Annotated in this window: 7 protein-coding genes; 4 read left to right on the top strand and 3 right to left on the bottom strand. The window is 64.3% G+C overall.

The window, feature by feature from the left end:
* Nucleotides 1-119: 119 nt before the first annotated feature.
* The 3 genes from CP49_RS02245 (at nt 120) to CP49_RS02235 (ending at nt 3215) form a co-directional block, all read left to right on the top strand.
* A complete protein-coding gene (locus CP49_RS02245) occupies nt 120-893 on the top strand; it encodes an SDR family NAD(P)-dependent oxidoreductase (protein WP_057848670.1) in 774 nt (257 codons plus the stop codon).
* A 219-nt stretch (nt 894-1112) separates the two neighbouring features.
* Nucleotides 1113-2615 (top strand): glycerol kinase GlpK, encoded by a 1503-nt coding sequence (gene glpK / locus CP49_RS02240; RefSeq protein WP_057848669.1) that lies wholly within the window; start codon nt 1113-1115, stop codon nt 2613-2615.
* Between the two features lie 6 nt (nt 2616-2621).
* Nucleotides 2622-3215, top strand: coding sequence for a GNAT family N-acetyltransferase (locus CP49_RS02235; RefSeq protein WP_057848668.1), 594 nt, complete (start codon nt 2622-2624; stop codon nt 3213-3215).
* A gap of 129 nt (nt 3216-3344) precedes the next feature.
* Here the strand turns inward: CP49_RS02235 and CP49_RS02230 are convergent, their stop codons facing one another.
* Nucleotides 3345-3764 carry a DUF6636 domain-containing protein gene (locus CP49_RS02230; RefSeq protein ID WP_156437972.1) on the bottom strand — a complete coding sequence of 140 codons (420 nt, stop codon included), beginning with the start codon at nt 3762-3764 and terminating at the stop codon, nt 3345-3347.
* A 180-nt stretch (nt 3765-3944) separates the two neighbouring features.
* Between CP49_RS02230 and CP49_RS02225 the strand changes: the two genes are divergently transcribed.
* Complete coding sequence (locus CP49_RS02225; RefSeq protein ID WP_057848666.1) at nt 3945-4577, top strand: glutathione S-transferase family protein; 633 nt, start codon at nt 3945-3947, stop codon at nt 4575-4577.
* 135 nt (nt 4578-4712) lie between these two features.
* On the opposite strand, the gene maiA is transcribed toward CP49_RS02225, so the two are convergent.
* Complete coding sequence (maiA, locus tag CP49_RS02220) at nt 4713-5375, bottom strand: maleylacetoacetate isomerase (RefSeq protein WP_057848665.1); 663 nt, start codon at nt 5373-5375, stop codon at nt 4713-4715.
* A 164-nt stretch (nt 5376-5539) separates the two neighbouring features.
* Nucleotides 5540-9400, bottom strand: coding sequence for a methionine synthase (metH, locus tag CP49_RS02215; RefSeq protein ID WP_057848719.1), 3861 nt, complete (start codon nt 9398-9400; stop codon nt 5540-5542).
* Nucleotides 9401-9402 lie beyond the last annotated feature (2 nt).

Below are 9402 nucleotides of genomic sequence, written 5' to 3'. Positions count from 1 at the left end.
CCCGGGGCTTGCCCGGGCCATCCACGTCTTGGCGGCAAAGGAAGTCGTGGATGGCCGGGTCAAGCCCGGCCATGACGGACAGAGAATGCAAGGGAATGTAATAAGAGGGAGCACACCTAGTGAAAAACACCCCGTTCGATCTCACCGGCAAGGTCGCAATCATCACCGGCTCCAGCCGTGGCATCGGCCGTTCCTCGGCCGAGCTGCTCGCCAAACTCGGCGCAAAGGTCGTGATCTCCAGCCGCAAGGCGGACGCCTGCCAGGAGGTCGCCGAAGGCATCAAGAAGGCGGGCGGCGACGCCCATGTCATTCCCTGCAACATCTCGCGCCGCGAGGAAGTCGAGGCGCTGATTGCAGGCACCACGAAGCATTACAGCAAGGTCGACATCCTCGTCTGCAACGCCGCGGTGAACCCGTATTACGGCCCGCTGCTCGACATCAAGGACGAGGCCTTCGACAAGATCATGGGCTCTAACGTCAAGAGCAACATCTGGCTCTGCGCGCTCGCGATCCCGCAAATGGCAGAGCGCGGCAACGGCTCGGTGGTGATCATCTCCTCGATCGGCGGCTTGCGCGGCTCCACCGTGATCGGCGCCTACGGCATTTCGAAAGCGGCGGATTTCGCGCTGTGCCGCAGCCTCGCCGGCGAATGGGGCCCGAAAGGCGTCCGCGTCAATTGCGTGGCGCCGGGCCTCGTCAAAACCGATTTCGCCCGCGCACTGTGGGAAGACCCCGATAACCTCAAGCGCCGCACCGCGACGACTCCGCTGCGCCGCATCGGCGAGCCCGACGAAATCGCCGGTGCCGTGGCATATCTGGCCTCCGATGCCTCCACCTTCATGACCGGCCAGACGATTGTGGTGGACGGCGGCGTGACCACGGCGTCGGTGTAGCTCCTGTCGTCCCTGCGAACGCAGGGACCCATACCGCGTTGCGCCCTCGACTGAAACGAGATGGCAGACATTCTTCGCAAAATGATCTCCGGTGGTTATGGGCCCCTGCTTTCGCAGGGGCGACGACCGAGATGGCCGGGACGACGATGGAGATATTGACCTTCGCCTCCCAATCGGATTGCCTCTTGCGCAACCAAAACCTCCCGGGGAAGCAACGTCATGTCCTTTGTGCTGGCCATCGATCAGGGCACCACGTCCTCGCGCGCCATGGTGTTCCGCAGCGACATCTCCATCGCCGCGACGGCGCAAGCCGAATTCCCGCAGCATTTCCCGGCCTCGGGCTGGGTCGAGCACGAGCCGGAGGACATCTGGACCTCCACCGTCGCGGTCTGCCGTGAGGCACTGGAAAAGGCCGGCCTGAAAGCAAAGAATATCGCCGCGATCGGCATCACCAATCAGCGCGAGACCACGGTGGTGTGGGACTGCGCCACCGGGCAGGCGGTGCACCGCGCCATCGTCTGGCAGGACCGCCGCACATCAGACATCTGCGCCAAACTGAAAGCCGAAGGCCACGAGCCCACGATTTCGGCCAAGACCGGCCTGATCATCGACCCCTATTTCTCCGGAACGAAAGTGGCCTGGATACTCGACTACGTGCCGGGCGCGCGCGAACGCGCTGGCCGCGGCGAACTGATGTTCGGCACCGTCGATTGCTATCTGCTGTGGCGCCTGACCGGCGGCAAGGTGCACGCCACCGACGCCACCAACGCCTCGCGCACGCTGCTGTTCAACATCCACGCTGGCGAGTGGGACGACGAACTCTTGAACATCCTGCGCGTGCCGCGCTCGATGCTGCCCGAGGTAAAGGACTCTTCCGCCAAATTCGGCGACAGCGACGCAGGCCTGTTCGGCGGTTCGATCGCCATTTCAGGCATCGCCGGCGACCAGCAGGCCGCGACCATCGGCCAGGCCTGCTTCACGCCCGGCATGATCAAGTCGACCTACGGCACCGGCTGCTTTGCACTTCTCAACACCGGCACGACGCCGGTCGCCTCGAAGAACAAGCTGCTCACCACCATCGCCTATCAGCTTGGAGGCAAACGCACCTATGCGCTCGAAGGCTCGATCTTCGTCGCTGGAAGCGCCGTGCAATGGCTGCGCGACGGCCTCGGCATCATCAAGCAGGCGTCCGAGACCGGCCCGCTCGCCGACAAATCCGATTCGATGCAGAGCGTCTATCTGGTGCCGGCCTTCGTCGGCCTCGGCGCGCCCCACTGGAATCCCCGCGTCCGCGGCGCGCTGTTCGGCCTCACCCGCAACACCGGCCCAGCCGAGCTCGCGCATGCCGCGCTCGAAAGCGTCTGCTACCAGACCTTCGATCTCTGGGCCGCGATGCGCGCCGACTGGCCGGATGCGACCGCCGCCAACATCGTGCTCCGCGTCGACGGCGGCATGACCGCGTCGGACTGGACCATGCAGCGCCTGGCCGATCTGCTCGACGCTCCCGTCGATCGCCCGATGATCCAGGAAACCACGGCGCTGGGCGCTGCCTATCTCGCGGGGTTGAATGCCGGCGTCTATCCGGAGCCCGCAAAATTTGCCGACAACTGGCGGCTGGAACACCGCTTCAAGCCGGCGATGAGCAAGGCCACGCGCGAGCGGAAGCTGGCGGGCTGGGCGAGGGCGGTGAAGGGCGTGCTGGCGAGCGACGAGGGGGAGTAGCGCCGGATGATTTTGCCCGACGGATATTCCGATGTCCCCGCCGGCAAGGTCGCCGCCGTGGTCACGCACCTGGAGATGACCGCGCGCCCCGCGCCGCGTTCTGATCCGTCCGGAGCCTGGTCACTGCGCCAGGTAGAGACGCCGCCGCTCGAGTGGTTTCGCGATCTCTATCGTCGCGTCGGCGAGGAATGGCTGTGGTTCTCGCGGATACAGATGCCCGATGCCGAACTCGCGGCAAGGCTTCATTCGCCGCAGCTCGAAGTCTATGCGCTGGTCGATGGCGGCCGCGACGAGGGCTTGTTGGAGCTGGATTTTCGCGAGCCCGGGCAATGCGAGATCGGCATGTTCGGCGTCACTGCAAAACTGGTCGGAACCGGCGCCGGCCGCTGGCTGATGAACCGCGCGCTGGAAATCGCATGGTCGCGGCCGGTCGAGCGGGTCTGGCTGCATACCTGCACCTTCGATCATCCCGCCGCGCTCGGCTTCTATCAGCGCTCGGGCTTTCGCCCATTCCGTAGGCAGGTGGAGGTGGCGGACGATCCGCGGCTCGACGGCACAGCGCCGCGAGAAGTGGCGCGGCATGTGCCGGTGATTGAGTGACGGGACGGACGCCCCCTCAACCGTCATCACCGGGCTTGTCCCGGTGATCCACGTCTTACTTTCTTAGTGAGGAGGAAAAGACGTGGATGGCCGGGTCAAGCCCGGCCATGACGAACGGAGAGAGCGATTTCAAAATACTTCCTGCTTCGACCGCGCCAGCGAAAACCCACGCCGATCCGCGTTGAAGCAGGTAATCCCCGCCTGCTCCGACTTGCACGTAAACCCGCCGCGCTGCCACACCTCGCCGTAGCCAAGCACCGGCAGCGACTTGTTCATCACGGTGTCGCCGTGGCAGAGGCGCATGGCGGGGCCCTTGGCGTTCACCTCGAAGGCGCCGCCGTAATCGAGGTCGCAATCGGCAGGCCGTCGCGGCTTAGTTTCCATTGCGGCGATGTCGCAGCGGAGGATGTTCTGCTTGTCGTAGTCGAAATACTGGCAGGCGATGTTCTTGGACGGCGATTGGAAGCCAATGGGACCGGTTTGGGCGCGTGATGTGGCGGCAAATGTCAGCACGGACAGCGCGAAGAGCATGGCCAGGGTGCGCATCATCATGTGACTCATTGGTTGCAATGTGAAGCAGCGTACTTAGGATGGTAGGCAACGCAACCCCGACCCCGCATGTCATCCCCGGACTTGATCCGGACATCCATCCCTCTTCAAGAGAGTCTTTTGAAGAGGGATGGATTGCCGGGTCGAGCCCGGCAATGACGAACCCGAGTGTAAAACAACATGATCCTGATCGGCCAATTCGACTCCCCCTTCGTCCGCCGCGTCGCCATCGCCATGCGGCTATACGGCATCGCGTTCGAGCACAAGCCGTGGTCTACCTTCGGCGATGCCGACAAGATCGCGCCGTATAATCCGCTGCGGCGGGTGCCGACGCTGGTGCTGGATGACGGCGAGGCGCTGATCGAAAGCGCGATGATCCTGGATTATCTCGACGATCGCGTCGGTCTCGAGAAGGCGATGATCGCGCGGAACGGCGACACGCGGCGGCGGCACTTGCGGATCGCGGCGCTGGCGATGGGCCTTGGCGACAAGGGCGTCAGCCTGCTGTACGAGCGCGTGCTGCGCAAGGACAAGCAACTCGACCTGTGGGTCGAGCGCTGCAAGTCGCAGATATCGGGTGTGCTCGAAGTGCTGGAAAAAGAGCGCGCGGCGGTCAAGACGCCGTATTGGTTCGGCGAAAACATCGGTCATGCCGATATCGCGGTCGCCTGCGTGCTGCGCTTCACCGGCGAGGCGCATCCCGCGCTGTTCGACGCGCGTTATCCCGCGCTGAAGGCGCATTCCGAGCGCTGCGAGGCGCTGCCGCCGTTCCAGGAAATCGTGCAGCCGTTGGCGCCGCCGAGCGGCGATTGAACTGGATGGGGCCGCGGCCGGCCACGACCGCGGAGCCAGGCCTAATCCTACTTTGCATGGGGTTGTTTTCGCGATTTTTTCAGGCCGGGTGCGGCGCGTCCGGTGAGTCGTGCCGCCGGGCGGCCAGCCTCGCTTTCACACCTTAGGCCGCATCGCCTCCGGCGTATCCGGCTGCGCCAGCGGATGTGCTTTCGCAAATTCAGGCAGCGCCATCGCGGTCTCGAAGATGCGCTTCACGGTCGGATAGATCTTCAGATCGATCTGCTGGTTCAGGGCGATCGTGACATGGCCGACCATGCAAATGTCGGCGAGCGTCGGCGTATCGCCATGACAGAACTTTCCCGTGTCCTTGTTATCAGCCAGATGCCCCTCCAGCGCCGCCAGCGTCTCCACGATCCAGTGCCGCCGCCAGGCCGCCTGCTGCGTGTCGCGCAGATTGAGTTCGTGATCGAGATAGCGCCGCACCCGCGGCGTCAGCAGCGGGTGGCCCTCGCAGGCGACCATCAGCGCCAGCGCGCGCACGCGGGCGCGGCCGTTGATGTCGGCGGGCAGCAAGGGCGGGGAGGGATGTTTCTCGTCGAGATATTCGAGGATGGCGAGCGATTGGAACAGCGTGGTGCCGTCATCCTCCACCAGCGCCGGGAGCGCCATCTGCGGGTTGACCTTGCGATATTCGCCGTCGCGATGCGCGTTGGCGTCGATGTCGACGAAGATCACCTCGGCCGGAACATTTTTCAGATTGAGCGCGATGCGAACGCGAAAGCTCGCCAGCGATCGCCAGAAGGAGAAGAATTTCATGGGAGGCTCCGCACTTCTCTTCCCCTCTCCCCTTGTGGGAGAGGGTGGATCAATCGTGCGAAGCGCGATTGAGACGGGTGAGGGGTTCTCTCCGCGGAGACAGACCCCTCATCCGGCGCTTCGCGCCACCTTCTCCCACAAGGGGAGAAGGGAAGAAAGTGGCTCTACGCCCCCACGGCCTTCTTTCGCCAGGCCAGATGCACGGCGGAGGTGCAGCCGGGCGGATGCGAGGTGACGTCATTCGCGGGTATGACCTCCGCCGCCGGTCCCTTCGCCGCGGCCTGTTCCTGCGACGGAATGTAGTTCAGCACCGGGGCCAGCCAGCGCTCGGTCTCGGCGACGCTCATGCCCTTGCGGGCGGCGTAATCCTCGACCTGGTCGCGCTCGATCTTGCCGACGCCGAAATAGAAGCTCTCAGGATGGGAGAAATAAAGTCCCGACACCGACGAGCCCGGCCACATCGCAAAGCTCTCGGTCAGCTTCACGCCGGCGGTGTTCTCGGCATCGAGCAGGCGGAACAGCGTCGCCTTCTCGGTGTGATCGGGCTGGGCGGGATAGCCGGGCGCGGGGCGGATGCCGGCATATTGCTCCAGGATGAGCTGGTCCGAGGCTAGCGCCTCGTCCGGCGCATAACCCCAGAATTCCTTGCGGACGCGCTGGTGCATCCGCTCGGCAAAGGCTTCGGCGAGACGATCGGCCAGCGCCTTGCACAGGATCGAGGAGTAATCGTCATTGGCGTTCTTGAAGCGGTCGGCGACCACGTCCTCGCCAATGCCGGCGGTAACCACGAAGGCGCCGACATAGTCCGGCACGCCCGACGCCACCGGCGCGATGAAGTCCGACAGCGCGGCGTTGAAGCGGCCTTCGCGCTTCTCCAGTTGCTGGCGCAGCGTGTGGAAAGTCGCGATCTTCCTGGCGCGCGTATCGTCGGCATAAACGGCGATATCGTCGCCGTCGGCATTGGCCGGCCAGAAGCCGACAGTGGCGCGAGCGGTGAACCATTTTTCCTTGATGATGCGGTCGAGCATCTTGCGCGCGTCGTCATAGAGCGAGCGTGCCACTTCGCCGATCTTGGGATCGTCGAGGATGGCCGGGAAACGCCCGGTCAATTCCCAGGTCTGGAAGAACGGCGTCCAGTCAATGTATTCGGCAAGCTCCGCCAGATCGTAGGCGTCAAAACTCTTGATGCCGAGGAACGACGGCTTTTTCGGCAGCGTCTTGGCGAAGTCGACCTTGACCGCATTGGCGCGGGCGTTCGCCAGTTTCAGCCGCTTCTTGTCGGCCTGCGCGCGGAAATGCGCGGCGGAAATTTTGGCGTACTCGGCGCGGATGTCGGCCGCATAGGCCTCGCGCTTGTCGGGCGAGAGCAGCGAGGATGCCACACCCACCGCGCGGCTGGCATCGTTGACGTGCACCACCGGCCCGCCCTTGTAGTTCGGGTCGATCTTCACGGCCGTATGGACGCGGCTGGTGGTAGCGCCGCCGATCAACAGCGGCATCTTCATGCCCTGCCGCTCCATTTCGCCGGCGAGAAAGCTCATCTCGTCGAGCGAGGGCGTGATCAGGCCGGACAGCCCGATAATATCGGCGCCCTCGGTCTTGGCCGTCTCGATGATCTTGTTGGCGGGCACCATGACGCCGAGGTCGATCACCTCGAAATTGTTACATTGCAGCACGATGCCGACGATGTTCTTGCCGATGTCGTGGACGTCGCCCTTGACGGTGGCGAGCACGATCTTGCCGGCGGCGTTGCGGCCGTCGCCGGCTATGCCATTGGCAAGGTTGCGCGCCTTCTCTTCTTCCATGAACGGCATCAGATAGGCCACCGCCTGCTTCATCACGCGGGCGGATTTCACCACCTGCGGCAGGAACATTTTGCCGTCGCCGAAGAGGTCGCCGACGATGTTCATGCCGGCCATCAGCGGGCCTTCGATCACGTTCAGCGGGCGCTCCACCGTCAGCCGCGCGGCTTCGGTGTCCGCTTCGATGAATTCGGTGATGCCGTGCACCAGCGCGTGGCTGAGCCGCTTCTCGACCGACCATTCGCGCCAGGCGAGATCCTGCTCCCTTGTCTGCTTCTCCTTGCCGCGAAACTTTTCCGCCAGCGCCAAGAGCCGCTCGGAAGCGCCCGCGTCGCGGTTGAGGATGACGTCCTCGCACACCTGCCGCAGCTCGGGGTCGATGTCGTCATAGACGATCATCTGTCCGGCATTGACGATGCCCATGTCCATGCCGGCGTGGATGGCGTGATACAAAAACACCGAATGCATGGCCTCGCGCACCGGCTCATTGCCGCGGAACGAGAAGGAGAGGTTCGAGACGCCGCCGGAGATATGCGCGCCCGGCAGGTTCTGCCGGATCCAGCGCGTCGCCTCGATGAAGTCGACGCCGTAATTGTTGTGCTCTTCCAGCCCGGTCGCGATCGCAAAAATATTCGGATCGAAGATAATGTCCTCTGGGGGAAAGCCGACCTCGTTGACCAGAATGTCGTAGGCGCGCTTGCAGATGTCGGTCTTGCGCGCGAATGTATCGGCCTGGCCGATCTCGTCGAACGCCATCACCACCACGGCGGCGCCATGGCGGCGCGCGATGCGGGCCTCGTGGATGAATTTCTCCACGCCTTCCTTCATCGAGATCGAGTTCACCACCGGCTTGCCCTGGACGCATTTCAGGCCGGCCTCGATCACGTTGAACTTCGAGGAGTCGACCATCACGGGCACGCGCGCGATGTCGGGCTCGGCGGCGACGAGATTCAGGAAGGTCACCATCGCGGCTTCCGAATCCAGCAGGCCCTCGTCCATGTTGACGTCGATGATCTGGGCGCCGTTCTCGACCTGGTCGCGCGCCACCTGAAGGGCTGCGGTGTAATCGCCTGCCGTGACCAGCTTGCGGAATCTCGCAGATCCCGTGACGTTGGTGCGCTCGCCGACGTTGACGAACGGAATCGCCGGCGTCAGTTCGAACGGCTCAAGGCCCGAGAGCCGCAGCCGCGGTTCGATCGCGGGTACCGCACGCGGCTTGTGCGGCGCGACGGCTGCGGCAATCGCCGCGATATGGTCCGGCGTGGTGCCGCAGCAGCCACCGACAATGTTGACGAGGCCCGCTTCGGCGAATTCGCCGATCAGCCGCGCCATGTATTCCGGCGTCTCGTCGTACTGGCCGAACTCGTTGGGCAGGCCGGCATTCGGATAGGCGCAGACCAGCGTGTCGGCGACGCGGCCGATGTCGGCGATGTGGGCGCGCAGGTCTTCGGCGCCGAGCGCGCAGTTGAATCCGATGGTGATCGGCTTGGCGTGCCGCACCGAGTTCCAGAACGCTTCCGGCAATTGCCCCGAGAGCAGGCGGCCGGATTTGTCGGTGATCGTACCCGAGATCATCACGGGCACGTCGATGCCGCGTTCCTCGGTGATTTCGGAGATGGCGTAGAGCGCCGCCTTGGCGTTCAGCGTGTCGAAAATGGTTTCGACCAGCAGCAGGTCGGCGCCGCCGTCGAGCAGGCCGTTGACCTGTTCGCCATAGGCCTTGCGCAAATCGTCGAAGGTGACGGCTCGATAGCCGGGGTTGGAAACGTCGGGCGAGATCGAGGCGGTGCGGTTGGTCGGGCCCAGAGCGCCCGCGACAAAACGCGGTTTGCCATCCTCGGCGCTGACGCGCATCGCTGCGGCGCGGGCGAGCCTGGCGCCATCGCGGTTCAGTTCATAGGCGAGGTCCGACATGTCGTAGTCGGCCTGCGCGATCGAGGTCGAGGAGAACGTGTTGGTCGCGACGATGTCGGCGCCGGCGCGCAGGTAGGCGGCGTGGATGTCCTCGATCGCCTTCGGCTGGGTCAGGATCAACAGGTCGTTATTGCCGCGGACATCGCGATGAAAATCCGCAAAGCGCGCGCCGCGAAACGCTGTTTCGTCGTACTGCAGGCCCTGAATCATGGTGCCCATGGCGCCGTCGAGCACCAGGATGCGCTCGCGGGCGGCGGCGAGCAGGGCAGTTCGCTTTGGCGAACTCTTGGGCGAAATCGAAACACTCATCG

The organism is Bradyrhizobium valentinum (assembly GCF_001440405.1).
In the GTDB taxonomy this organism is placed as follows: domain Bacteria; phylum Pseudomonadota; class Alphaproteobacteria; order Rhizobiales; family Xanthobacteraceae; genus Bradyrhizobium; species Bradyrhizobium valentinum.
The sequence above is the reverse complement of the archived record's forward strand: the minus strand, read 5'-3'. Positions and strand labels throughout refer to the sequence as shown.